Origin of the sequence: Catonella morbi ATCC 51271 (genome assembly GCF_000160035.2) — a bacterium.
GTDB lineage: Bacteria > Bacillota > Clostridia > Lachnospirales > Lachnospiraceae > Catonella > Catonella morbi.
Genome location: NZ_KI535371.1, coordinates 83,669 through 106,107, shown reverse-complemented (window position 1 = coordinate 106,107; position 22,439 = coordinate 83,669). Strand labels below are relative to the sequence as shown.

The following is a 22,439-nucleotide window of genomic DNA, read 5'->3' as shown; positions in this document are numbered from 1 at the left end:
GGCAGTGTCGTATACAGTTATCCTACTGTACTACGCAGGATAAGAGGTCTGTGACCTATAGTGCGGATAATTGGGGCTTATGTACAAAACCCGGGAAATATAGTAAAGTATGTATCAGCATCATATTAATATTTATAGGAGTTGTTATGAACAGATTTGATGAACAATATGATATAAGGCTTGCAAGAGCGGATGAAGCCGCCGAAATTATGGGCTTTTTAGATAAGCACTGGAAAAGAGGACATATTCTTTCTGTCAATAAAGAGCTTTTTAATTATGAATTCTTAGATAAAGATAAGGTAACACTTCATATTATAATAGCTAAAAACAAAGTAAACCATAAGATATGTGGTATGTGCGGCTTCCTGCCCTGCTCCGATACTGAGGATGTATCTAAAAGGGATATATGGGGAAGTATATGGAAGGTTGTGGTCGAAGTGGGTAATCTCCCCTTCTTGGGGATAGAACTAATCAAAAGACTTAAACTTATATATCCTCACCGTTATAATATAGGAATAGGTATTAACAAAAACACCTCTGCTGTTATAAGAAAGGTGGCATTTAAGGAGTTTGTAGCCAAGATGAAACATTATTATCTGCTAAATGAAACAATGTTAGAGGACAACAGTTTCAAAATAGCTAAAATATCTTATAAGCCTATAAGAGAATATACAGATGTCAAGGCAGAGTCTGTCATTATTAAACCCATATATAATATAGAAGAAATAGCTTCAGGTTTTGTTCCCGATAAAGAAGCTGTACCCTACAAAGACCTTTGGTATATAAATAAAAGGTTCTTCTTACATCCAATCAGGGAATATATGGTGTATGAAATCACTTCTTCGGAGAATGAAGCCAAAGCTCTGATAGTGCTCAGGGAAGAAAATGCCCTTCAAAGCAAGGCTCTTAGGATAGTTGATTATATCGGGGAGCAAAGCTTATTCTCAAATCTTGGAATTTTTTTGAAAAATCTTATAAAAAGCGAAAATTATGAATATATCGACCTGTATACCTACGGTTTTGAAGAAAAATACATAATTTCAGCAGGTTTTAGCGAAAGAAAAGAAGATGATACCAATATAATACCTAACTATTTTTCACCTTTTGTAGCGGAGAACATAGATATCTATGTACGTTCTCCTTATGAAAACACTGTATTTATGAAGGGTGACGGAGATCAGGACAGACCTAATTAATAGTTTTTTTATTAGTTAGCATGTTCTAATCCAGCCTTAGTTATGCTATACTACTTTTGCCGTTCTGATGGCAAAACTTTTAAACATACCGGGAGGAAATATGAATTTTTATGGACTTATAATTGGTGTAGCCACATTTTTACTTATTGGTTGCTTCCATGTAATAGTAGTTAAGGGAGAATATTATTTTTCAAAAAATATCTGGCCATTGTTTCTGATAGTCGGCCTGGCTTCTCTTGTTCTTTCTCTGTTTGTATCAAACTCAATTATAAGCGGACTTATAGCTGTCTTTGGTATCTCCTGCCTTTGGAGTATAAAAGAGCTTATTGAACAGGAAGAACGTGTAAAAAAGGGCTGGTTTCCTGAGAACCCGGCCCGTAAAAAATAAAATATTCCATATATCTGCCATATGTACAGATACATTTGTCATATGGCAGATTGTCTTTAGCAATAAATAGCAGGCAGCTCTGCTAAGCCCAAGGATCCTTTGCTACAGGAATTCTTATGCCCATAAGCACAGAGGACTGTTCCCAAAGGAACCACTGTCCCGTGGACGGTTTCAGCCTCACAACAACCGGTCTTTCACTGTCTGCTCCCGCCGACCTGAGAAAGAGCTTTACATAACCCTCTACAGAATAACTGTAGGGATTTTCAGTTAATGATACAGTATAAGGCAGAGTAGGCGTATAATTATTTTGCACAGTTGAGCCCTTAAAATACGATTCAACTATATAGTCTGCCTTGTCACACATTCTGTCTTTAAGGAACTGCTTATCCATACCGGTAAATTCTCTCGGTCCCTGCAAATACCTAATCATTTCATAAGCAGCTTCCTTATCCTCCACATACGCCTTCACCGCCGCAAGGTACAATGCCGGCGCATATTCGGGCTTTGCTAAAGAAGCATATTCCAGCTCCATCATTTCCTGCAAATTCTTTGGCAGTTTTTCAAATACCAGTTCCATAAATTACCCCTTTCATTTATAAAAATTGATTAATATGTTCCTAATTTTAAAACAGAGAATACCCCTCACTCTTAGGCGGAAAATCATTGCAGTCAAACCTTGCCAGTTCTAACGCAGAATCAGACTTTATGTCTGCTATCCCTCTCCTTGTGGTAAGCCCCAGTACCGCTCCCAGACTTTTTGCAAGTCTTAAGGTGGTTTCATTGTAGCTTCCGTACGGATAATTCATTACCCAGGCATCCTCATCTATAAACTCCTTCATTACACAAAGAGCTGCTTCCAGGTCTTTTTTCTGCTCTTCCTCTGAAAGCAGAGCTAAGTGATTATGCTCATAGCCATGCACTCCTATAAACATTCCCAGTTTTTTCATTACTTTCAGCTGAGTTTTATTAACATAGAGTTCATTTGCAAGCACTTCCTCGGATACGTCAACATATTTATCAAACAAGATATCAATAATCTCAGTTCTGTTTCCCGCAGGCAGGACTTCCTGAAGCATTTTCTTTATGAAACTTGTATCCACGGTATCTCTTCCGTTTGAAACCGCATATCTTTTATACAGTTCCTCAGAAATATCTCTGTTAGCTATGTTTAGCTTTTCCTTCAGCTTTTCTTTTATTTTCAAAGAATAATCCAGTATATCATTTACAATTTCCTTCTCATTTCCTTTTGCCAGAGTAAAATGTATCTTGTTTACTTCCAAAAGTCCTGCACTAACAAGCGGCTTTGCCGGTACAAAGAAAGAGCCTTGCAATCCCCTTTCCAAAAGTAGTGGAAGGGCTACCGTATAATTATCTGTATAACCATCATCAAAGGTCAGAAGCAGGGCTTTTTCAGGAAGCCTCTTTCCCTCTTGAACCGCCTCGATTACCTCTTCCATGGTTACTACGTTAAAATTTTCCTTAAAAAAATCAAGCTGTTTCTTAAAATCTTCCGTTTCCAGTCCCTTTATAGAGGGATAGCGGCTGTTTTTGATGTATCTGGTGTAATGATACATTGAAATATACAGTTTATTCATAGTTTTCCGGCAAATAAAAGCTCTTGCTTAAATTCATCCCTTTCTTAAGATAGTCCATGGTTATACCGACTATTTGTTCTGCTGCCCTTCCTTCCCCATATGGGCTGTCTCCCTGCTCTGCTCTCAGCCTTCCCTCTTCGCTTAGGGCAAATTCAAGAGTTTCCGTTAATTTCCTGCCATCATCATCTAAATTTACTTCCAACACAGCATTACTTCTTGTTCTTCCTTTCTGTCTGCTTCCGATATCTATTACCGGCACTTTAAGAGCCGGCACTTCCACTATGCCTGAAGAAGAATTGCCTACTACAGCCGAAGCATATTTTACCAGAGATAGATAGCGAAGCCTTCCAAGGGACGCAAATACTGAAAATCCCGTATTTTTTGCTGCAATCTCATCCCAAAATTCATTTATCCTGTTTCCGCCCAAATCCGCGTTTGCCTTGGTAACTATAATATGATAGCCTTTCTTTACAAATTCATCCAATACTCCCGCCAGTAGTTCCACTTCTTTTAATCCGTCTGAAGTCAAGAGGGTGACCGGGTGATAGGTGCATATTATATATTTATCTGCTGTAAGTCCTATGCTTTCAAGGGCTTTTTTCTGAGTTAAAAGTTTTTCATTAAAAATATTATCTATACTTGTGGAGCCTACATTAAAAACCCTTTCAGGTTCCTCTCCCATCTGAATTACACGTTTTTTCGAGGTTTCATTGGTAGTAAAATGTAAATAGCTCATCTTGGTAAGTGCATGCCTTATATATTCATCTATTGCACCCTCTGTGGTATCCCCTCCGCTTATATGAAGGATGGGAGAAGAGGTTATAAGACTCGCTGTTGCAACTCCGAGCATCTCATACCTGTCACCCAAAATCATAACTCCGTCCGGCTTTTCAGCTTCAAATACTTTGGTCAGTTCCGTCATCACAGTAGAAATATTTTCTGCAATCTCCTCATTACTTCCTGAATTCATAGCTGTTTTTATTTTATAATCTATCCTAAATCCGTCATTTTCAATTTCAGACACTGTATAACCGAATTTTTCCACCAAATGAGTGCCTGTAACTATGAGAATAAGTTTAAAAGCTTCATCTTCAAGCTTCCTAAAACCTTTTATAACAGGATGAAGCAGGCCATAATCAGCCCTTGTGGTTGTCACTACAGCCAGTTTTTTCATGGTCTTCATCCTCCTTATTTGTTCTATAGTTGTAGAATAGATTGGCAAGCCTATTTCAAGTCTATAATTCTAAGAAAGCTCTATAAGTTCATCTTCTCCAAAATCTCTGACAGCCTCAGTTCCCAGAACTTCAAACCATTTCATAGGGCTTATCCCGCTTCCGGGACGTTTGACAGTTATATTATCCTCGGTAAAAATTTCTCCCTTTTTAATATCCCTGGCAGCTACTATGCTCTTTCTGGCTATGGCTATATTCTTTTTCTCGGCTTCTGCAGGCTGTTTCACTCCGTCTCCCAGGGCTTTTTCAATCAGCCTTATGTTATTTACCATAACTTCAAACTCTTCCGGCTCAAGACTTGCCTTATGGTCAGGTCCTTCCATGTTGTGATTTAACGTAAAATGCTTCTCTATAACAGATGCATCAAGTACGACTGCTGCCACCGCTGCTTCAAAGCCTACCGTATGGTCTGAATATCCTACCTCAGTTCCGAATTTTTCACGAAGTGTATTCATAGCCCTTAGATTCACAGATTCAAAAGGCGCCGGATACTCAGTTGTGCAGTGAAGCAGGGTTATCTCTCCCGCTCCATTCTCCTTAAGTACATTTACAGCTTCCTCTACTTCCTTAAGCTCAGCCATTCCCGTAGACATAATAACAGGCCTACCTGTTTTTGCTATCTTAATCAGATACGGAAGATTGGTTATTTCTCCTGATGGTATCTTCCAAAGCTTCATACCTAATTTTTCAAGATAGTCTATACTTTCCAAATCAAAAGGGGTTGATAAAAATTCAATCCCTGCTTCTTCGCAATACTTCTTTATAATATCATAATCCGAAAGCTTAAGGTGAATCCGCTTACACATTTCAAGCTGACTTTCTTCATTTCCCGTAGTTTTCTTCTGATATTCCGCCTTGTCCGCATATTTTGAAATGACATTTTCAGGTATGGCTGTCTGAAATTTAACAATATCCGCTCCCGCCCTCTTTGCTTCATCAACCATTTTTAAGGCTAAATCAAGACTTCCGTTGTGATTAACTCCTGCCTCGGCAATAATAAGCACGCTCATTACTTTGTCACTCCTTAATTTCAGTCATCAGATTTTATCAAGCATTCTGTCATAGGTACGTCAAATACAGGTATACCAAGCCTTTCATGTACTTCTTTTCTCTCTCCGTAAGAGTCATCTATAAGAATTGCACCTGTTTTATCAACAAAATCACTTTTTTGTTCTGTTTTGTTTAAATGAATAATTTCATCAAAGAGGTTTGAAAGCCTGTATTTAATAAGTTCTTCCGTCAAATCTCCGCTATGCCTTGTGATGAGAATTAGTTTCTTGCCTTCATTCAGGCATTGATACAGGAATGAAATCAGCCTTAGATTAACTTTTCCATTCCATATAAGTGTATCATCAAAATCTATATAAACTCTCTCATATTCAAGACTGATACGATAGGAATTGGCAAATGCCCTGTCCAACTCTATCTTGTAATCATTTATAATAATATCCTCTATGTTCTGCCCGCTAAAGGTAAAGAGGGTAAGTAAAGGAAGATTTACCCCTATATTGCGTGTTATTGCAGAAGTTCCCGCTATCCTCGCAGATACTTCAAGAAGCTTAAGCTCTCCGTTTTCTGCCTCTCTGAGTTGGAAAAACCATCCTCCTCTTTGGTGGAGTACTGAATTTATCTTCTCCGCAAGCTCCCAAAATATCCTGTTTTCTGATTCAGCCACCAGTTCCGTATTTACACTGATTCCTGTCTTTATACGGTTTCGCCCTCTCCCTCTTGCATATACAAGTCTGCCCTCAAGGTTTGTAAAACAGTCTATGGTATATTCTTTTCCGGGCAGGTATTCAAGCACCAGATTGTCGGATATTTCTCCTGAATTTCTAAGAGAAAGATATATTTCTCTTGTATCTATCCTTCTTGCCCCCTTTGAGCCCTGTGCTATATCAGGCTTTGTAAATACAGGGTATTTTTCAGGGATTTCATCCTCCTTATACAGCCTTGGAAGGGGAATTATCCCTTTAAGCAGCTCATAGGTCTTGCTCTTTCTTCTGGCCGCCTCCGAAGTAAAGGCATCCGGAGCCACAAGGACGGCATCCAGTTCTTCCCTGTACCTTGCAAATACGGTAAGTACACCGTCCATAGCCGGATAGATGAAGTCAAAACCATAATTCTTTACCGCCGCATTAAACTTGCTTACTTCCTCCCTGCTGCTGTTATCTGTGATAAACGGAAGCTTCTCTACCAATTTATCGTAAACGAAATGTCCATGGTCATAGTCCGAGCTTCCGCCGTAGACTTCAAAAAAAGTGGAATATTTTACGGAATTATATATTTCAAAGGCTATTTCCGTACCACAGGGATATATCAGCACCTTCTTTCTCATACACTACTCCAGTCTGCTCTTCATTTTCTCCAGTTCATCTATTTCGCCCATATCAAGCCAGGCATTTTCACTAATCGGATATATTCCCACGTTTTTACCGCCATTTTTAAGCTTTTCGATAATCTCCGGAAAGCCTACCGCTACCCCTTCTTCTATCTCATCCATAACCTCAGGCTCTACTATATAACAGCCTGTATTGGTGAAAAATGAATACTCAGGCTTCTCTGAAAAGCTGAGCAGTCCGCCTCCCTCTTCTATATTCACCACACCGTAAGGAAGCTTAAAGGTCTTTAGCGAACAAATCATTGTTACAAGATTTTTCTTTTCCTTGTGAAATTCATATATCTTGCTCATATCTTCATTTATAAGGATATCACAGTTTGTAAGGAAAAAAGTTTCATTCAGCCTTCCCTTTAGTAGCCTTACTCCGCCTCCCGTACCCAGAGGAAGGGGTTCATCTATATAATTTATTTTATAATCTTTTTCTATCTCGTTAAAATATGCCTTAATCATATTTTTCTTATGGTTAAGGACTAAGTTAAATTCCTCACAACCGTATTCTCTGAAACGGTTAATGATAATCTCCGCTATAGGAAGTTCACCCACCGGTATGAGGGGCTTTGGAAGAATCTTGGTATAGGGATAAAGCCTGGTTCCCTGTCCGCCGGCCATAATTACAACAGGAGTTTTTAAGGTATTCTTCCACACAGGGATAGCTGTTTCATTCCAGAAAACTATGTCTATAACTCTTAATTTTTCATCTACTATAGGTACAGCCTCTATGCTTTTTTCTTTAAGAAAGGCAAGGGCTGCCTCCCTTGTGGCATGTACCAGATACTTGGGCTCATAGTTTGCCACATTTTTAACAGGTTCTTTTAAGTCACCCCCGTTTAATATCCATCTGCGTATGTCTCCGTCTGTCAGAGACGCGGCAAGTCTGCCCCCATGTTCTATAAAGAGTACCTTAAGTGCCAGTTCACCGAGATGCTCCATTGCATCCAGTATTTTTTCATCTTCACCAACAAAAAAATCTTTAACTTCCATGGAAACTCCTATCCGCAAATATTGAATTTGACACCCATTGTTACAAAATTGTTACAGCATCGCTTCGCACAATCCTTGCAAAATAGCTGCTTACTCATATTTTTTACGTGTCAAAAGATAATAAGTTCTTTTGCAAGCAAGCCTGCATTGAATTTTTATGCTTTTAACACTGATTATCTATATAAGTTCGAGCAGCTCCTCAGCCCTTTTATCCCAGGTCATAGAGTTGAGGGCTCTTTTTCTTCCGTTATGGGCTATTTTACTTAAAAGGCTTTCATTTTTAAGCAATTCCTTTATTTTCTCAGGCAGACAGTCTATATCAGAAAGCTTAAAATCCACAAAATCTTCCCCCGAGCCTTCATTGAATCCATCCGTATAGTCAGTAATAAGAACTGCTCCCGCTAGCATAATATTTGCCATTCTCTCGGTAAGCCCTGCCTTATGCCAGGTCATAAAATTAAGTGAAATCTTTGAGTTCCCGTACACTTCAAGGCTTCTTTCAGCAGGAACTTCTTCACAGATATTTAAGTTTTTATAATTTACAAAAGGGCTGTTCTTAAAGCTTTCACCAAAGACTGTAAGCCTGAGTCCCGATTCCAATATGGCTTTTATGGCTTTTTCTCTAAAATAATAAGAAGCCGCATAAAGCACTCTTCTAACACTATGAAGCCTTGCAAGGTAGGTATCTTCATCCATTGCAAGTCCTTTTTCTTTAATCGCCTTGTCAAAGCCTGCCTCCAGTGTAAGTTCAGGTTCAAGTTTTAACTTTTCAAACAAAGCCTTTCCGACAGCCTTATCTTCTGTAGACAGTCCTTCCAGTTCCAGAAGTATCTTTCTGTAGTCTCCGTAACTGCCTAAGAATGTAAGCTCATATTTTCTTTCATTTATATTTACGGGATTCTTAAAAATTATTCCTCCCGGAGGCAATATTTTTGCCTGTTGCTTATAATGTTTTTCCAGGAAATTTTTATAGTTTATATCATGTGTAAGTATGGTAAAATCCGAGGCCTTATACCCTAAGTGAGAGCTGAAGCAAATAGGGGCATCCAGAAGAAAATTAAACTTTGGTGCCTTTATAGAATCCGCCAGATATCTCTTTCCATCCTCCATTTTCACCGAAAACAAAAAGGACTGAAAGCCCACTACCGCCTTATAATGTTTGTTCTGATATCTGACAACTTCTTTCCAGTCTTCCCTGTCCACATCAAAAATTTCTGTTTTGTAACCTGATTTTTCTATTGACTTTTTTAATTCATCTGCAAAGGTGTTCAGTACATTATAACAGGTATCATTCCCCTTAAATATAAGTACGGGCCTTGTGCAGTCATCTATATTATAAAAGCTGTCATTTTTTGATAAAAACCCTTCCAACATAGCCACAGCCTCATCCTTAAATCCTTTATCCTCCGCCTCCGCCAGTATAGTTTCTACCGCAGGATTAAATAGGTTGTGCACAATTAATTTTTCGCTGTACTTTGCAATCAGATAACAATCTGTTGTCAGGCTGTCTATAATGTTGCCTTCTGTTTCATTATCATCAAAAAATATAAAGCTCTCGTCCTGCTTTTCTAAGCTGTTACAGGCGGTAATGTCGTCGTCATCTACAGCTTCTTCTATTTTTACATTGCCAAATTCAGCTATTCTGAGTACCAGTTCATACTTCCTTTTAGCTTTAAGCCGGGTATTTATCCCTCCGGCTTTCCTTACAAGGTCTCTCGAAACTGCAAGATCTCCAAAAACTACACGTTCATCCAAAAGTATATCTAAAAAGCTATACCCGTTTTCATCAAGACTAAGATATTTTTTCAATTCAGCCTCCAAACCAATCTTTATTCTTTTCCAATTATTTTCAACAGTATAGCTGATAAAGATACTACAAAAATTTTATATTACAGAGTTTCGGGCAATCTATCTAATCTATAACTATAATTCTAACATTTTTTAACCAAACATACAACATTAGCCCATAGTTATTGAATATTTTAGCCCAAATTATTCACGAAACACCTAGTGAAATATAGCAGTATCAAATATCAGACCATCAATTGCAATATCTTGCAGATGTTTGGTAATCTCACCCCCGGTCACAGTCCGAATACAGTTTATCTATTGTAGCGGCAGAATAAGAGGTCTGTGACCTATGCGTGAATAATCGGGGTTAAGTATGGTTATGGATAAACATATCAACATATACTTATCGGATTTCGTTATATATTGTGCGCTTTATCGATTGTATGTATAAATGCTGACTTACCTGATTCCATATGATACAATAATCGTAGTTTAATTGTTCAAGGAGGAAATATGGAATTAACCAAACAAAATATATCTGATTCCTTTATGAATGGTGTTGACTGTTCCCAGATAATTATGGGAGAATGGGCAGACAGGCTCGGTCTGTCTAAAGAGGATGCCATCAAAGTATCTTCTGCCTTTGGTGGCGGAATGGGTATAGGTGAATCCTGTGGTGCTATTATCGGTGCAATGCTTGTACTTGGCATGAAATATGGCAATACCGGCGAAAATCAGCAGGAACAAAAAGATATACTTAACGCTAAGAGGGCTGAATTCTTAGAAAAGTTCAAATCAGCTCACAACCATTGTTCATGCAGGGAATTGCTTGGATATGATTTCTCAAAACCGGAGGATGTTCCAAAGATATTTGAGAGCGGTGTACTATTTGAAGTCTGTCCATGCCTCGTTCAAAGTGCGCTTAAAATTTTGGACGAGATGGAAAATTAAAACTTATAATCAGGAGGTTACTATGGAAACTTATTACAATCCGGAAGATCTTGCTAAATTTGGTTCGGTAGCGGGTGAGACACCTACAACTAAGGCAGGTGAAAAATTCTTTGAATATTACAACTCAGTCTTTGCCGAAGGTGCACTCACTGCCAGAGAAAAATCCCTTATAGCCCTTGCAGTGGCACATACTGTTCAGTGTCCATATTGCATTGACGCTTTTACAAATGACTGTCTGAATAAGGGTGTTAACAAAGAGCAGATTATGGAAGCCGTGCATGTCGCTGTTGCTATCAGGGGAGGAGCTTCCCTTGTACATGGTGTACAGGCTAAAAATATAGTTGAAAAACTTGAATTCTAAACTATCCCGGGAGTTTAACCCAAATTAGGGGTTGTTTCAAATGTTTCAAATCTGTCATAATAAGCCTAAAAACTTATTGTGGCAGTTCTTTATGTATATGTGTGTTTTGTGAAGGAGATATAAATGGACGAAATGGTCAGAAATTTTGCGGATATAACTTCAGTACCGGATTTTCGGGATATTGTGGATGAGGCCTGTCTACAGACCGCGGATTCACTGGATGTACTTCAGATGAATATAGGAAGAAAATGTAATCTTGCCTGTAAGCACTGCCATGTACTTAGCGGTCCGGGAAGAACCGAGGAGATGTCACGTGAAGTTATGGATGCCGCACTTACCTATGTGAAGGAACAGAATATTGCCACAATAGATATAACAGGCGGCGCCCCGGAAATGAATCCTGACTTCCGCTACCTTGTAGAAGGGGCTTCAAAAATTGCAAAAAGGCTTATAGTTCGCACTAATTTAGTTATACTGACCGAAGAGGGCTATACTGACCTCCCTGAATTTTATGCAAAAAACGGTGTTGAAACAGTCTGTTCACTTCCCTACTATCGTGCCCTTGAAACAAATAAAGTAAGAGGTGATATGACCTTTGAAAAATCCATAACCATGCTTCAAAAATTAAATGAGATTGGCTACGGAAGGGATGAAAATCTTGTGCTTAATCTGGTTTACAATCCTGCCGGAGCCTTTTTCCCACCGGATCAATGCGCTATGGAAAAAGAATATAAGGAGAGGCTTGGGGCTGACTTCGGTATTATCTTTAATTCCCTCTATACACTATACAACAATCCTCTTGGGCGTTTCGGAGCTTTTCTTGCAAGAACAAATAATCTTGAAGGCTATCTCAAAAAACTGTACTCAGCCTTCAATCCTGTAGCTGCACAGTCTATAATGTGCCGTTTTCAGCTCTCTGTCGACTACGACGGAAAAATATATGACTGCGATTTCAATCTTGCAGCAGGGCTTCCCTGCCTTTCACCTGAAAAAACTATTTTTGATTTGTTAGGCAAACCTTATAAAAAAAGAAATATACTTGCAGACAAGCATTGTTACGCCTGTACAGCCGGAGCAGGCTCAAGCTGAGGCGGTGCATTATAGCTGCGGTGCAGATACTGTCTAAAAAACAAGAGGTTATCACCCTCTTGTTTTTTATTTAATAGGAAATTTCTTTGAAATTCCCTATTAAACAAAAATCTCTCCGAGGGATGCGCAGCTCGCGGCAGGGAAGTTTGCCTTGTGGCACCGCTCGCGCGCGAAGTGTGTGCAAGCACACACTTTTTTTATTGTGCATCTTGTGGAATAAGTTTCTAATAGGTGAGAGTCCACAGTCAGCCCTGGTAATTAGAAGGACAGAATATTAGGAGTAGCAATCCTGTATCAATGGGTGTCATTATATAAATAAAAATAGTGCTTGACTTTTTGAATATTTATTGTACTATGTATATAGTACACCAATACAATAATAACGTTCAGAAAGGAAAACTATGAAAACATTTAAAAAAATATTAAAATTCTTCGTAATCACTGTTTTTTCTATTGCCTTACTTGCAGGGCTGGCTGATGCAGCCTGGATATATCTTCCCCGTCTCCTGTCTGCACATAAAATTGCAGAGGTAGACTCAGTTGCAAAAAATGTAGAGGATTTGACTGTGCCTGAATCAGCCAAAGTTATCGCCCTGGGTGAAGCTACGCATGGAAATAAAGAATTTCAGGAACTGAGGCTTGAAGTTCTAAAGCATCTGGTAGCGACAACAAATATAAGAAGTTTCGCACTTGAAACCGACTGGGGCGAGGGTATGACTATAAATAATTATATCCATGGCGGCAAAGGAAATGCTACCGATATAGTAAAAGACCTTGCCTTTTCTATCTACCGCACAAAGGAAATGGCTGATTTGATAGAGTGGATGAGGGAGTATAATGAAACCGCACCGAAAAGTGAAAAGCTTAATTTCTATGGTTTTGATATGCAGAATCCCGATAAAGATTTGAAGTTTATAACAGAGTTTTGTAAAAGAAGTAAAATACTTACCGATGTGGATTTGGAAAAGTCCCTGCTTCCTATTACTCCTGAAAACTCTGATAAAATTTTAGAAATATTAGGCAAAATATCGGATGCAATGACTGAGGAATATAATATCATAGGAGAACAGAGAAAAATTGCACCTTACTTACAGGCTGTCAATGTTTTTGGACAAAGTGTGGAATATTATAAAACCATAAATAAAAGTCCGATTGAAAGCTCAACAGTCAGAGACAAATATATGGCAGAGAATGTACAGTGGATACAGGAATACGAGGAAAGTCTCGGACGTTCTCAGATATTTATTTCAGGGCATGACGGACATATAGCATTTTCAACTCCTACTTATGTAAATATGGGGCACAACTTACATGAGCATTATAACTCTGCTTATTTTGCCGTAGGAACAGACTTTTACAATACTTCCGTGAATGTACCCGACTTTGAGAATAACGGTGTAAGAACTACCGCTACCTTCTGTTCAGCCGACACCTTGGCTTATCAGGCTAAATATCACGATAATAAATATCTGTTTCAGTTCTCCGATGTGGATGAAAAGAATGAAAAGGTAAATAAGCTGATAAACTCTCCTCTTAATATGGGAAGTCTGGGTGAGGAATATTATTTCTTTATGAAGTTTTTACCTATAACCTATATAATACGTGAAACTCCCACAAAGTTATATGATGCTATGATTTTTCTATATGACGCTACACCTATAGAAATTTTAGAATAATGCTTTTTCATATTTTTGGGGTAAATCCATATTAATTTTGCAATTTTTCTAGAACTTTTACAAGTTGTGGATTAATCCTTGAAATGGACACATTTATTAATTATACTCTGAATTGAAGCCTCAACCACTTCAGAAAAAATTTCGTTAAACCTATCAACTAAAAAATCGCACCCATCAACCGGGTGCGGTTTTTATTTAATCCATATTTGAAATATCTACTATCTTGCCGCCTATTCTGGCTCTCTTAGCCCAGCGCCCTGCCTTGTAAATAATTGCTGTTATGATGGCTCCGAGCACCCAGGCAAAGACCAGGGAATAATAAATACTTCGGGGTTCTCCGTTAGGCAAGGTTTCACTTCTTGTAAAATATGCCATTCCGTAAGCAATGGGAAGTCTTATAAGTGTTGTCGTTACCAAAGCTATCCACATAGGTGTCATTGTATCTCCCGCACCCCTTATTGTACCCGAAAGTATCTGATTGATGGCAACTCCTATATAGCCTACAGAGAGTATACACATCATTTCATAGCTTACATTTATTACCTCATCGGTATTGGTAAATAAGCCCATCAGAATTTTTCCAAATATAAGGATAAGCCCCACTAAAACAACCGATGTTGTCACTCCGATTTTAAGTCCTTCCTTTGTACCCTGTCTCATCCTGCCTATCTCCATCGCACCTACATTCTGACCTGCATAGGTAGTCATAGCCGTACCGAAAGTAAAGTTGGGAAGCATGGCAAAACCATCCACCCTCATTACAACAGTAGAGGCTGCTATGAAGACAGTTCCAAAGGTGTTTGTTAAGTTTTGAACAAAAATTGCAGCCACTGCAAATAACGCCTGTGTAATACCTACCGGAAGTCCAAGCCTGATAAGCTGCTTTGACAGCTTCCCATCAAACTTAAATGCATTGATATCAAGAGTAAGTACATCCTTCATCTTAAGCATTCTAAGATAGCAGAGAATTGCCGATATTATCTGGGATATGATGGTTGCATAGGCTGCACCGGCAACTCCCATTCTGAGAGGGCCAACAAAGATAAGATCAAGTACAATGTTGGTAATAGTGCATATTATCAGGTAAAAGAGGGGCATAACGGAATCTCCCATTCCTCTTAGCAGACCTGAGAGTATATTATAGTAACTTGTTCCCATAATTCCGAGACAGCTAATCATAGTATAACTGACTGCCATATCCAGTATGGCCTCCGGAGTCCTAAGAAGTTCCAGAAACGGCCTTATAAAGAATACTCCGAGAATCATAATAATAACACTTATTATAGCGTTTAAGATAATGGCATTACCTATAGTCCTAGACAGCCTTTCTTTGTTTTTGGCTCCAAAATACTGTGAAACAAGGATTCCTGCTCCCATTGATATTCCTATAAATAAAACCATGAGCAGGAAAACAAGGGCTCCGCTGGCTCCAATGGCTGCCAAAGCTTCATCCCCTACATATTTTCCTACTATGATAGAGTCAACCGTACTATAAAGCTGCTGCGCAAAATTTCCTATCAGAAGGGGAATCGAGAATTCTATCAACCTCTTTCCCGGCCTTCCCTTAGTCATATCTTTTGCACCGCCAAGCTTGTTTATGAGATTATTTTTTATTCCCATGTAAACCTCCGTTTTATGTAAAAAGGAGCTATCCCAATACGTAAAAGTACCGTCAGGTATAGTAAATTTTTCATCAAATTATTACTGTATTTTGTATATCTCGTTCTTAATGCGACAGCTTCTTCGCCTGCGGCGGATCGCATAAGCGACATCTACATACCGCCACAGTGCGATTTCTCAGAGAGAATTTTTATGAATAAGAAATTTCTGAGATATTTCCATTAATAAAAAGTGTATGCTTGCACATCAATCGGAGAACTTTTTGCTACGGAATCTTCTGAGGATTTCCCGGTAACAAAAGCAGCCTGTTATGATAACAGGCTGCAATATATATGCGCGATGTAAAGGAAAAGGGCTTCTCAACTGCCTAAATGTCAACTTTTAACTAATTAGCCTACCAATTTAGACGTATTTATTTTGATACCAGGGCCCATTGTAGAAGCTATTGTTACACTTCTTAAATACTGGCCCTTAGCTGAAGCCGGCTTTGCCTTTATTATAGCGCTCATAAGTGCTGTGAAATTATCTGCGAGCTGCTCTTTAGTAAAAGATGCCTTTCCAACCGGTACATGTACAATATTTGCCTTATCAAGACGATACTCAATCTTACCTGCCTTAATATCATTAACAGCCTGAGTAACATCCATAGTTACTGTTCCTGCCTTTGGGTTTGGCATAAGTCCCTTTGGTCCGAGTACACGGCCAAGACGACCAACAACACCCATCATGTCAGGAGTAGCTACAACTACATCAAAATCGAACCAACCTTCGTTCTGGATCTTTGGAATGAGTTCTTCGCCACCAACAAAATCTGCTCCTGCTGCCTGAGCCTCATCAAGCTTTGTACCCTTTGCGAATACAAGCACACGAACAGTCTTACCTGTTCCGTGAGGAAGCACCACAGCACCACGAATCTGCTGATCAGCGTGACGACCGTCTACACCGAGTCTGATATGTGCTTCGATAGTTTCATCGAATTTAGCCACAGCTGTCTTCTTTGCAAGTTCTACGGCTTCTTCTGTATCATAAACCTTAGTCTTTTCAACAAGCTTAGCTGCGTCCTGATATTTCTTTCCTCTTTTCATTATTAAAAACCTCCTGTGGTTATCTAACTGTTCGACCTCTTCTTAAGAGAATCTCCCACTCACACTACAATCTAATAATCACCGACTGATAATCAGTCTTCTATAACAATACCCATACTTCTGGCTGTGCCGGCTATCATGCTCATAGCTGCCTCAATGCTTGATGCATTAAGGTCCGGCATCTTAATCTCTGCAATCTTTCTTACCTCAGAAGAAGGAATCTTAGCTACCTTATTCTTGTTAGGTACACCTGATGCAGTTTCAATCTTTGCTGCTTTCTTTAAAAGAACCGGTGCAGGAGGAGTCTTTGTAACAAAACTAAAACTTCTGTCAGCATATACAGTAATAACTACAGGGATAATCATACCCTCATCTTTAGCTGTACGTGCATTAAACTCCTTTGTAAACTGGACAATATTAACACCGTGCTGTCCAAGTGCAGGTCCTACAGGTGGAGCCGGTGTAGCCTTTGCTGCAGGGATCTGTAATTTTATATAACCTTCGACCTTCTTAGCCATATCATAACCTCCGTTAAATCTTCTTGATATCTGTGAAACTAATTTCTACCGGTGTATCTCTTCCCATAGAATTGATATTTATCGTCACAAGTCTTTCATCAAGATTAACTTCGATAACTTCGCCTTCTCTATCCTGAAAAGATCCGGTCACAATCCTTACCCAATCTCCGACCTCTATATCTGCTTCTACTGAGCTGCGGACCGAATTTAACATTTTGTCCATTTCCTCAGCTGAAAGCGGAACAGGTTTTGAGCCGGGTCCCACAAAGCCCGTAACACCTCTGGTATTTCTTATAACATACCAGGTTTCATCGTTCATTTCCATATTTATGAAAACATAACCGGGGTAGAGCTTTCTTGGTGTAGGTTTGCCCTTCTTACTTTCCTTACCACTTCTGATTATGGTAACTTCTTCAGTTGGTACAAGAACTTCTTTTATCTGCTCCTGTAAATTTCTGCTTCTGATAGTTGCTTCAATGTCATCTTTGACTGCATTCTCATATCCTGAGTAAGTATGCACCACATACCAATTAGTTTCTGCCATATAATCACCTTTTTTTAATATTAAAGAACACCATTGATTAAGTACTGGATGCCCAAATCAATAAGGGCTACTACAGCTCCAAGTACAATAGTAGTTGCTATTACAGCAACTGACTCTTTTGTAAGGGACTCTTTGCTTGGCCAGATTATCTTCTTAAACTCCGACTTGACTTCCTGAGAAAACCCGGTCTTAGCCACATTCTCATTAGTCTTATTCGCCTTGTCTCCCATTCTACATTCCTTTCAACTCACACAACTACTTTGTTTCTTTGTGTAAAGTATGTCTCTTGCAGAATCTGCAATACTTCTTTGTTTCCATTCTTTCCGGATGAAGTTTCTTCTCCTTCATCGTATTGTAGTTACGCTGTTTACACTCTGTACATGCCAGTGTGATTTTAACTCGCATTAATTTCACCTCCGCTTTAAAATTACCTTGTTTTTAGGCATAAAAAAAAGACCTCTTTCATCTCGCTATATCAATATAGCACAGAAAAGGCGAGTAGTCAATATTTTTTTACTCGCCTCTCTCCTTGCCCCAGAAAAACAGTGCAACTGTTCCCGGTCCGGTATGGCTTCCGATAGTTGTTCCTATATTATTTATAAGGACTTTATCTTTTATTTTCGGAAATTTTTTCTCAATAAGCATGGCAACCTGTTGTGCATCTTCTATGCAGGCAGACATAGAAAGGTAGCATTTATCCGAATAATCATACCCGTTGTCTGCAAGCTCTTCCATCATTTCCACTATTCTGTTATAGACCTTCTTCTTAGTTCTGACCTTTTCACGCGGTTTAAGCTTTCCTTCATTATTTACATTAAGCAATGGGCAGATACTTAACATATTGCCGAGGAACCCCTCTGCCTTAGATATTCTGCCGCCTCTGACAAAGTAAGTAAGGTCCGTTGAGAAAAACCAGTGGTTTACCCTAAGTCTGTCAGCTTCTGCAAAATCTCTTACTTCTTCAATGCTTTTTCCCTCATCTCTGAGGTCTGCAAGTTTATCCATAAGCAGTCCATATCCTGATGAGGCTGCAAGGCTGTCAACTACAAATATCTTTCTGTCAGGATATTTTTCCGCAACTCCCTCCCTTGCTATCATAGCCGAATTGTAAGTGCCCGAAATACCTGAAGAAAGTGTAAGATGCAAGATATCTTTTCCCTGTTTCAGAAATTCTTCGAAATAGTTTTCATACTCCTCAACATTTACCTGGGAAGTAGAAGTCATTTTACCTGCTGCCATTTCACTGTAAAACTTTTCTATAGGCATGGTACCGTCATCCAAGTACTCTACACCGTCCAGACTGAAATGAAACGGAATAATGTTGATATTTCTGCTCTCATAATGCGAAGCAGACAAATCAGCGGTAGAACAGCAGCTTAATACAAAATCGCTCATATCTTATCTCCTCAATTTGCGGATTATTTTTTGATAACCCTTATTTCCTTAATCTTAACACCTTTATTTGTAAGCATCTTTTTATATTTTCCCAAAGATTTTTTCGATACTTCTATAATAAGTTTTTTTCCTGCGCCCTTAAAAACATTTTTCCCGACCTTTTTAAGTTTATTGGTTTTGATAACCAATCTGTCAAACTTAACCGATTCTCTGAACGCATCTTCACCTATATGGGTAATATTAGCACCGACAACTACTTTTCTAAGTCTGTCCATATATGAAAAACCATCATCTTCAATGGAAGTAACTACCATTTCATTGCCTTTGTATTTTATTTTTTTTGGTATAAATACGGTAGTTACCCTGTCATTAACAACACCTGAAACTCCTAAATATACCTTATTACCTTTTATATTAGTTACTGTATATAATATCCCTCCGACTGAAAACTCATCAAATATTTCTACTCCTGTAGTATTCTCTTCCTCGTCCTCATCACCGGGCTGTATTCCGCCGGGGCTTGTAACCGCAGGCGGTGTGGTTGTTATAGCGGGAGAAGTTGCAGTTATCCCTCCCTGACTTGCAGTATCAACTGCTCCTCCGCTCACAGCTTCATCGCCGTTTGTTGTAACTTCTGCCGGAGTTATTTTTATATTTTTTGTTTCCGCCTTTACCCCTTCAGCGGTAAACCACAGTACTGAAAACGTAAATGCTGCAAAAACCGCAATCTTTATTGACTTCAATTTCATCCAAATTCCTCTTATTACTTCCTTATTTTAATGTTGCAGATATCAAAAGTACAAGTCTGTTACAGACTCGCATTTAATGAAATTTCTTGTCTTTCAACATCCTGTTTTTAACAGCGTACTTTACGATGCCAAAACCTCGTATCCATCTTCCGTAACTGCTACAGTCACTTCCCATTGAGCCGAATATGAGCCATCCTCAGTATATACTGTCCATTCATTTGACTCGTCTATGAAAATATCTGCCTTGCCTTCATTTATCATAGGCTCTATGGTAAATACCATGCCCGGAGCAAGTACATATCCTGTGTTCTTCTTGCTTACATAGCTTACCCAAGGATCCTCGTGGAACTCTATGCCTACACCATGCCCACCGATTTCCCTGACAACCGAGTAACCATGTTTTGTCGCAAAATCATTTATAACCTGTCCTACATCTCCCAGACAAGCCCAAGGTTTTACAGCCGAAAGTCCTATATCTATAGCCTCTCTTGCCACCTTCACAAGCTCTTTGTCCTCAGGAAGTACATCTCCAATCAGAAACATTCTTGATGCATCTGCATAGAAACCCTTATATATAGTGGTTACATCTACATTTACTATATCTCCGTCTTCTAAGATATCGTCTGCTGAAGGAATTCCGTGGCAAACCTGATCATTTATAGAAGTACACACACTCTTCGGGAAACCCTCATAGTTGAGCGGAGCAGCTATTCCGCCCAATCTTGCTGTGGCTTCTACAACTATAGAATTAATCTCCTCCGTACTCATACCCATCTTAATCTTAGATGCAACTTCATCAAGTATGGCATTGTTTACTTTGCCCGCCTCCCTGATTCCGTCTATCTGAGCAGCATTTTTAATCATCTTGTGGGTAGGTATCTTGCGGCCTCTTGCCTTTAACTCTGCCAGCTTCTCATCAAAAATCTGATGACAATGTTTGTATTTATTGCCGCTTCCGCACCAGCAATCATCATTTCTTCCTATCTTATCTAAAAACATTTTCTTACCTTCATTCTTTTCATTAGCTGTTGCTAACCAGCCATTTATGACTATACTTTTTTTATTTATTAAAGTCAAGGGATTAATAAGGCATTTCATCGGAAAGTCTGTATTTTTTCTGATACCTTTCAAATTTTGACTTAAATTCAGGACTATTGCTGCTTTTTAACTCATTCAGATAGCCATGTGTTTCAAATGATGATGTCTTACTCTGAATTATGCAGACCGCAATATTGGAGCAATGGTCCGAAACTCTCTCACAATTAGAAATTATATCCGTAAGCAGAATTCCAAGTTCGGCATTACATACTCCTGCCTGTAAACGTTTTATATGCCTGTCCTTCATTTCTTTGCTGAGACCGTCTATTACCTGCTCCAAAGGCTCTATTTCCGCCGCCATTTCTGCATCGTCTGTAGCAAAGCAGTCTACAGTCATATTAAGTATTTCAGTAAGCGCCAGATTCATTACCTTAAAATCTGCGAGGGCCGATTCCGAGAATTTTAAATCTTTTACGTTCATATCCCTTGCAGTCTTGAGCATATTAACGGCATGGTCACCTATTCTCTCGAAATCGTTGATTGCATGGAGCATTTCAAATATAGTATTTCCTTCAACCGTATTTACTTCTTTGGAAGATACTTTAATAAGGAAGGAACCTATTTCATCTTCTAAATAATCAAGTCTGGTTTCAGCCTTCTTAATCTCCTCACCTCTCTTCTTGTTAAAGTTTTCAAGGTTTTCCATACTTCTTATAAGATTTTCTCTTGAAATACGGCTCATTTCCTTAACCTTGCTTCTTGCCTGGGAAATTGCAAGTCCCGGAGAAAGCAAAAGCCTTTCGTCAAAGAGAACTTCTTTCTCTGCTTCTTTCTCCGCTCCCTCATCTTTAACAATAGCATAAGCAATCTTCAACAGTATCTTGTTGAAAGGAAGCAGGATGCAGGTAGTAAACAGGTTAAAGCTTGTGTGGAATACAGCTATCGCAATTATGCTTATCGGTTTGTCAAAAATTGCAAGCTGAAGTAAATATCTTAAAAGAAAATAGATAACCAAACAGACTACAGTACCTATTATATTAAAACTTATATGCACTATCGCAACACGCTTTGCATCTCTCTTAACTCCGATTGAGGAGAGAAGTGAAGTCACACAGGTTCCGATATTTTCACCCATGATTATAGGAATCGCCATACCAAAGGTAATTGAGCCTGTAAGTGAAAGTGCCTGCAGCACACCTACAGAAGCTGCCGAGGACTGGATAATTCCCGTAAATACAGCACCGATAAGCACACCTATGATAGGATTGTTAAAGGCTGTGAGCACACTTGTGAATTCAGGCATTTTGGCCAGAGGAGACATCGAATCCGACATCAGTCCCATTCCATGCATAAGAAGGGCAAAACCTATAAGAATTGTACCTATATTCTTTTTTTTCTGAGTTTTGCATGCCATCATCATGAATGCGCCTATTATAGCCATTATAGGCGAAAAATTAGCCGGTTTCAGTAATGAAAGGAAAAAGTTCTCAGTCTGTATACTGTTTAAGGAAAGTAACCAGGATGTAGCTGTCTTTCCCACATTCGCACCGAAGATAACAAAGATGGTCTGCGAAAGGGTTATAATTCCCGAGTTTACAAGACCGACCAGCATAACTGTAAGAGCTGAAGATGACTGCAGGGCTACCGTAATTGACAGTCCCAAAAACAAACTCATATACACATTAGATGTCAGCTTCCTAAGCATGGTCTCAAGCCTGCCTCCGGCCACCTTCTCAAGGCTTCCCGAAAGCACATTCATTCCGAACAGAAAGAATGCAAGCCCGCCTAACAGCGAAAAAACAGAATAAATTGTCATTTGATAAATCTCCTAT

Annotated in this window: 23 protein-coding genes; 6 read left to right on the top strand and 17 right to left on the bottom strand. The window is 39.0% G+C overall.

Features of this window, described 5'->3' with window-relative positions; all coding sequences use genetic code 11:
- Positions 1 to 146: 146 nt before the first annotated feature.
- Together GCWU000282_RS15080 and GCWU000282_RS15075 are read left to right on the top strand one after the other, a co-directional pair.
- Positions 147 to 1,196 carry a hypothetical protein gene (locus GCWU000282_RS15080; RefSeq protein WP_035041406.1) on the top strand — a complete coding sequence of 350 codons (1,050 nt, stop codon included), beginning with the start codon at positions 147 to 149 and terminating at the stop codon, positions 1,194 to 1,196.
- Positions 1,197 to 1,296: 100 nt separating this feature from the next.
- Positions 1,297 to 1,584: a DUF4491 family protein gene (locus tag GCWU000282_RS15075; RefSeq protein WP_035041404.1), complete on the top strand. Its 288-nt coding sequence runs from the start codon at positions 1,297 to 1,299 to the stop codon at positions 1,582 to 1,584.
- A gap of 82 nt (positions 1,585 to 1,666) precedes the next feature.
- Here GCWU000282_RS15075 and GCWU000282_RS15070 read toward each other — a convergent pair whose 3' ends face one another.
- The 7 genes from GCWU000282_RS15070 to GCWU000282_RS15040 form a co-directional block, all read right to left on the bottom strand.
- Positions 1,667 to 2,161 carry a DUF6935 domain-containing protein gene (locus tag GCWU000282_RS15070; RefSeq protein ID WP_023356051.1) on the bottom strand — a complete coding sequence of 165 codons (495 nt, stop codon included), beginning with the start codon at positions 2,159 to 2,161 and terminating at the stop codon, positions 1,667 to 1,669.
- A gap of 46 nt (positions 2,162 to 2,207) precedes the next feature.
- Positions 2,208 to 3,179 carry a polysaccharide deacetylase family protein gene (locus GCWU000282_RS15065; protein WP_023356050.1) on the bottom strand — a complete coding sequence of 324 codons (972 nt, stop codon included), beginning with the start codon at positions 3,177 to 3,179 and terminating at the stop codon, positions 2,208 to 2,210.
- On the bottom strand, positions 3,172 to 4,353 hold the full coding sequence (gene neuC / locus GCWU000282_RS15060; protein ID WP_035041402.1) for a UDP-N-acetylglucosamine 2-epimerase: 1,182 nt from the start codon (positions 4,351 to 4,353) through the stop codon (positions 3,172 to 3,174). Before neuC ends, GCWU000282_RS15065 begins: the two co-directional genes overlap by 8 nt.
- A gap of 69 nt (positions 4,354 to 4,422) precedes the next feature.
- Positions 4,423 to 5,421, bottom strand: a complete 999-nt coding sequence (neuB, locus tag GCWU000282_RS15055; protein ID WP_023356048.1) for an N-acetylneuraminate synthase — start codon at positions 5,419 to 5,421, stop codon at positions 4,423 to 4,425.
- Between the two features lie 20 nt (positions 5,422 to 5,441).
- Positions 5,442 to 6,746: an ATP-grasp domain-containing protein gene (locus GCWU000282_RS15050; RefSeq protein ID WP_023356047.1), complete on the bottom strand. Its 1,305-nt coding sequence runs from the start codon at positions 6,744 to 6,746 to the stop codon at positions 5,442 to 5,444.
- A 3-nt stretch (positions 6,747 to 6,749) separates the two neighbouring features.
- On the bottom strand, positions 6,750 to 7,790 hold the full coding sequence (locus GCWU000282_RS15045; protein ID WP_023356046.1) for a nucleotidyltransferase family protein: 1,041 nt from the start codon (positions 7,788 to 7,790) through the stop codon (positions 6,750 to 6,752).
- A 177-nt stretch (positions 7,791 to 7,967) separates the two neighbouring features.
- A complete protein-coding gene (locus GCWU000282_RS15040; RefSeq protein WP_035041399.1) occupies positions 7,968 to 9,599 on the bottom strand; it encodes a glycosyltransferase family protein in 1,632 nt (543 codons plus the stop codon).
- A 495-nt stretch (positions 9,600 to 10,094) separates the two neighbouring features.
- On the opposite strand from GCWU000282_RS15040, the gene GCWU000282_RS15035 reads away from it, so the two are divergent.
- From GCWU000282_RS15035 to GCWU000282_RS15020, 4 genes are all read left to right on the top strand, one after another.
- Positions 10,095 to 10,532 carry a C-GCAxxG-C-C family protein gene (locus tag GCWU000282_RS15035; protein WP_023356044.1) on the top strand — a complete coding sequence of 146 codons (438 nt, stop codon included), beginning with the start codon at positions 10,095 to 10,097 and terminating at the stop codon, positions 10,530 to 10,532.
- A gap of 22 nt (positions 10,533 to 10,554) precedes the next feature.
- Positions 10,555 to 10,893 (top strand): arsenosugar biosynthesis-associated peroxidase-like protein, encoded by a 339-nt coding sequence (locus tag GCWU000282_RS15030; RefSeq protein ID WP_035041396.1) that lies wholly within the window; start codon positions 10,555 to 10,557, stop codon positions 10,891 to 10,893.
- Positions 10,894 to 11,016: 123 nt separating this feature from the next.
- Positions 11,017 to 11,982 carry an arsenosugar biosynthesis radical SAM (seleno)protein ArsS gene (arsS, locus tag GCWU000282_RS15025; protein ID WP_023356042.1) on the top strand — a complete coding sequence of 322 codons (966 nt, stop codon included), beginning with the start codon at positions 11,017 to 11,019 and terminating at the stop codon, positions 11,980 to 11,982.
- A 401-nt stretch (positions 11,983 to 12,383) separates the two neighbouring features.
- The gene (locus GCWU000282_RS15020) at positions 12,384 to 13,658 is read left to right on the top strand and encodes an erythromycin esterase family protein (RefSeq protein ID WP_023356040.1); all 1,275 of its coding nucleotides are present in this window, start codon (positions 12,384 to 12,386) and stop codon (positions 13,656 to 13,658) included.
- A 195-nt stretch (positions 13,659 to 13,853) separates the two neighbouring features.
- On the opposite strand, the gene GCWU000282_RS15015 is transcribed toward GCWU000282_RS15020, so the two are convergent.
- From GCWU000282_RS15015 to GCWU000282_RS14970, 10 genes are all read right to left on the bottom strand, one after another.
- Positions 13,854 to 15,278, bottom strand: coding sequence for an MATE family efflux transporter (locus GCWU000282_RS15015; protein WP_023356039.1), 1,425 nt, complete (start codon positions 15,276 to 15,278; stop codon positions 13,854 to 13,856).
- Between the two features lie 389 nt (positions 15,279 to 15,667).
- Positions 15,668 to 16,363, bottom strand: a complete 696-nt coding sequence (rplA, locus tag GCWU000282_RS15010; RefSeq protein ID WP_023356038.1) for a 50S ribosomal protein L1 — start codon at positions 16,361 to 16,363, stop codon at positions 15,668 to 15,670.
- 92 nt (positions 16,364 to 16,455) lie between these two features.
- Positions 16,456 to 16,881, bottom strand: coding sequence for a 50S ribosomal protein L11 (gene rplK, locus GCWU000282_RS15005; protein WP_023356037.1), 426 nt, complete (start codon positions 16,879 to 16,881; stop codon positions 16,456 to 16,458).
- Between the two features lie 13 nt (positions 16,882 to 16,894).
- The gene (gene nusG, locus GCWU000282_RS15000; RefSeq protein ID WP_023356036.1) at positions 16,895 to 17,425 is read right to left on the bottom strand and encodes a transcription termination/antitermination protein NusG; all 531 of its coding nucleotides are present in this window, start codon (positions 17,423 to 17,425) and stop codon (positions 16,895 to 16,897) included.
- Positions 17,426 to 17,445: 20 nt separating this feature from the next.
- The gene (secE, locus tag GCWU000282_RS14995; RefSeq protein ID WP_023356035.1) at positions 17,446 to 17,655 is read right to left on the bottom strand and encodes a preprotein translocase subunit SecE; all 210 of its coding nucleotides are present in this window, start codon (positions 17,653 to 17,655) and stop codon (positions 17,446 to 17,448) included.
- Between the two features lie 25 nt (positions 17,656 to 17,680).
- Entirely contained in the window at positions 17,681 to 17,830 is a 150-nt protein-coding gene (gene rpmG, locus GCWU000282_RS14990; RefSeq protein ID WP_023356034.1) for a 50S ribosomal protein L33, read from the bottom strand.
- Positions 17,831 to 17,938: 108 nt separating this feature from the next.
- Complete coding sequence (locus tag GCWU000282_RS14985) at positions 17,939 to 18,820, bottom strand: DegV family protein (RefSeq protein WP_023356033.1); 882 nt, start codon at positions 18,818 to 18,820, stop codon at positions 17,939 to 17,941.
- A gap of 23 nt (positions 18,821 to 18,843) precedes the next feature.
- On the bottom strand, positions 18,844 to 19,569 hold the full coding sequence (locus GCWU000282_RS14980) for a leucine-rich repeat protein (RefSeq protein ID WP_023356032.1): 726 nt from the start codon (positions 19,567 to 19,569) through the stop codon (positions 18,844 to 18,846).
- 120 nt (positions 19,570 to 19,689) lie between these two features.
- Positions 19,690 to 20,568 carry a methionyl aminopeptidase gene (locus GCWU000282_RS14975; RefSeq protein WP_035041457.1) on the bottom strand — a complete coding sequence of 293 codons (879 nt, stop codon included), beginning with the start codon at positions 20,566 to 20,568 and terminating at the stop codon, positions 19,690 to 19,692.
- A gap of 82 nt (positions 20,569 to 20,650) precedes the next feature.
- Positions 20,651 to 22,423 (bottom strand): Na/Pi cotransporter family protein, encoded by a 1,773-nt coding sequence (locus tag GCWU000282_RS14970; protein WP_023356030.1) that lies wholly within the window; start codon positions 22,421 to 22,423, stop codon positions 20,651 to 20,653.
- Positions 22,424 to 22,439: the final 16 nt, after the last annotated feature.

Coding starts and splice junctions, on each gene's coding strand:
- nusG (WP_023356036.1), bottom strand. CDS start 17,425: ATGGCAGAAACTAATTGGTATGTGGTGCATACTTACTCAGGATATGAG.
- rplA (WP_023356038.1), bottom strand. CDS start 16,363: ATGAAAAGAGGAAAGAAATATCAGGACGCAGCTAAGCTTGTTGAAAAG.
- GCWU000282_RS14970 (WP_023356030.1), bottom strand. CDS start 22,423: ATGACAATTTATTCTGTTTTTTCGCTGTTAGGCGGGCTTGCATTCTTT.
- GCWU000282_RS15050 (WP_023356047.1), bottom strand. CDS start 6,746: ATGAGAAAGAAGGTGCTGATATATCCCTGTGGTACGGAAATAGCCTTT.
- GCWU000282_RS15045 (WP_023356046.1), bottom strand. CDS start 7,790: ATGGAAGTTAAAGATTTTTTTGTTGGTGAAGATGAAAAAATACTGGAT.
- GCWU000282_RS15065 (WP_023356050.1), bottom strand. CDS start 3,179: ATGAATAAACTGTATATTTCAATGTATCATTACACCAGATACATCAAA.
- rpmG (WP_023356034.1), bottom strand. CDS start 17,830: ATGCGAGTTAAAATCACACTGGCATGTACAGAGTGTAAACAGCGTAAC.
- GCWU000282_RS15015 (WP_023356039.1), bottom strand. CDS start 15,278: ATGGGAATAAAAAATAATCTCATAAACAAGCTTGGCGGTGCAAAAGAT.
- GCWU000282_RS14980 (WP_023356032.1), bottom strand. CDS start 19,569: ATGAAATTGAAGTCAATAAAGATTGCGGTTTTTGCAGCATTTACGTTT.
- GCWU000282_RS15080 (WP_035041406.1), top strand. CDS start 147: ATGAACAGATTTGATGAACAATATGATATAAGGCTTGCAAGAGCGGAT.
- GCWU000282_RS15070 (WP_023356051.1), bottom strand. CDS start 2,161: ATGGAACTGGTATTTGAAAAACTGCCAAAGAATTTGCAGGAAATGATG.
- secE (WP_023356035.1), bottom strand. CDS start 17,655: ATGGGAGACAAGGCGAATAAGACTAATGAGAATGTGGCTAAGACCGGG.
- GCWU000282_RS15020 (WP_023356040.1), top strand. CDS start 12,384: ATGAAAACATTTAAAAAAATATTAAAATTCTTCGTAATCACTGTTTTT.
- GCWU000282_RS15030 (WP_035041396.1), top strand. CDS start 10,555: ATGGAAACTTATTACAATCCGGAAGATCTTGCTAAATTTGGTTCGGTA.
- GCWU000282_RS15075 (WP_035041404.1), top strand. CDS start 1,297: ATGAATTTTTATGGACTTATAATTGGTGTAGCCACATTTTTACTTATT.
- rplK (WP_023356037.1), bottom strand. CDS start 16,881: ATGGCTAAGAAGGTCGAAGGTTATATAAAATTACAGATCCCTGCAGCA.
- GCWU000282_RS14985 (WP_023356033.1), bottom strand. CDS start 18,820: ATGAGCGATTTTGTATTAAGCTGCTGTTCTACCGCTGATTTGTCTGCT.
- arsS (WP_023356042.1), top strand. CDS start 11,017: ATGGACGAAATGGTCAGAAATTTTGCGGATATAACTTCAGTACCGGAT.
- neuB (WP_023356048.1), bottom strand. CDS start 5,421: ATGAGCGTGCTTATTATTGCCGAGGCAGGAGTTAATCACAACGGAAGT.
- GCWU000282_RS15035 (WP_023356044.1), top strand. CDS start 10,095: ATGGAATTAACCAAACAAAATATATCTGATTCCTTTATGAATGGTGTT.
- GCWU000282_RS14975 (WP_035041457.1), bottom strand. CDS start 20,568: ATGTTTTTAGATAAGATAGGAAGAAATGATGATTGCTGGTGCGGAAGC.
- neuC (WP_035041402.1), bottom strand. CDS start 4,353: ATGAAAAAACTGGCTGTAGTGACAACCACAAGGGCTGATTATGGCCTG.